Source organism: Arsenicibacter rosenii (assembly GCF_001870735.1).
In the GTDB taxonomy this organism is placed as follows: Bacteria; Bacteroidota; Bacteroidia; order Cytophagales; family Spirosomataceae; genus Arsenicibacter; species Arsenicibacter rosenii.
In genome coordinates this window covers 1-1,475 of record NZ_MORL01000135.1, presented here as the reverse complement: position 1 = coordinate 1,475, position 1,475 = coordinate 1, and the positions used below count along the sequence as shown (strand labels likewise).

At 53.2% G+C, this 1,475-nt stretch carries 2 protein-coding genes; both read left to right on the top strand.

Translation table 11 applies throughout. The features are described from left to right. Window positions 1-14 precede the first annotated feature (14 nt). On the top strand, window positions 15-710 hold the full coding sequence (locus BLX24_RS30335; protein WP_071506905.1) for a response regulator transcription factor: 696 nt from the start codon (window positions 15-17) through the stop codon (window positions 708-710). Next, a partial coding sequence (locus BLX24_RS30330; RefSeq protein WP_143092927.1) for a HAMP domain-containing protein occupies window positions 707-1,475 on the top strand: 769 nt, incomplete at its 3' end. The genes BLX24_RS30335 and BLX24_RS30330, both read left to right, overlap by 4 nt.

Genomic DNA, 1,475 nt, shown 5'->3' with positions numbered 1-1,475 from the left:
GCACTGCGTTTATTATGCTGAATGAACCAACCCGGCACCTTCTGGTTGTCGAAGATGAGCCCAAAGTAGCCACCTTTATAAAAAAAGGGCTGCAAACACAGGCCTACCGGGTCGATGTGGCCCTGACCGGTACAGAAGGCAAAACTTTATTCGACACTAACCCGTATGACCTCATCATTATGGATGTGAATCTGCCGGATATCAGCGGACTGGAACTTACGGAGTATGTCCGTTCACAAAACAGGCACATCCCCATTCTGATGCTGACAGCACTTGATACCACGGCCGACAAACTGCTCGGTTTCGACGCGGGCGCAGACGATTACCTGGCCAAACCCTTTGATTTTCTGGAGCTCATTGCCCGTATTAAAGCCCTGTTGCGGCGGTCTATCCCCCACGATGAGCAAAGCAATGTGCTGAAGGTGGCCGATCTGGAACTGAACCTCGACGAACGCGTAGCCAAACGACACGGGCAGACCATTGACCTGACCGCCCGCGAATATGCCCTCCTTGAGTATCTCATGCGCAACGCCGGCCGTGTCGTGTCCAGGGTCGATATTGCCGAACAGGTATGGGATGTCGGGTTCGACACCGGCACCAATGTCATCGACGTTTATATCAGCTATTTACGGGCAAAGATTGACAAAGACTCCCCCAAAAAGCTCATTCATACGCTGATCGGGATGGGGTATGTACTGAAAGAAAAATGAGTCTCCGCAACCAGCTAACCTTACTGTTTACGGCCATCGTTTCGGTTTTACTGGCCTTCTCCTGCCTGGTCCTTTACTGGGTAGCCGACAAATACCGTGGCCGCGAGTTTGAAAACCGGCTTAAAGCCGAAGCCACGTCGGCGGGTCATTTTCTGGTGGGACCGAAACGGATCGGACCGGCGCTCTATAAACTGATGGATCAGAATCAGCTGACGGTATTGCCACGGGAGGAGATTGTTATCTACGACCCTGCCGACAGGCTGGTGTACGAAAGCGGTAACGACTACCTGTCTATTTCGGCCCAAACGCTGGCGCTGGTCAGGGAACGGAAGGTCTATCATTTTGAACAGGATGCGCGTGAAATTGTCGGGGTGGTCTTCAGGGAAGACAAGGTGCCGTACGTCATTTTTGCGTCGGGTGTCGATGTATATGGCCTGCGGATGACTAAGAATCTGGCACAGATCCTGTTCAGTGGCTGGATTCTGATGACAGCCATCATGCTGGTGGCAGGCCGGTTTTACACCGGACGCATGCTCCAGCCGATCTCCGACATCAACCAGCGCATCGACCGGATTACGGCATCGAATTTATCCCTGCGCCTGCCGGTAGGCGAAAAAAATGACGAAATCACTCAACTCGCTCAGCGGTTTAACCGCATGCTTAACCGCCTCGAAGACGCATTCCGGCTACAGCGAACATTTGTCTCGAACGCCTCCCACGAACTCCGGACACCCCTGACGGCCATTACCGGTCAGCTCGAAGTAT

Excerpts from the sequence above, each read along its gene's own strand:
- BLX24_RS30335 (WP_071506905.1), top strand. The coding sequence starts at position 15 with ATGCTGAATGAACCAACCCGGCACCTTCTGGTTGTCGAAGATGAGCCC.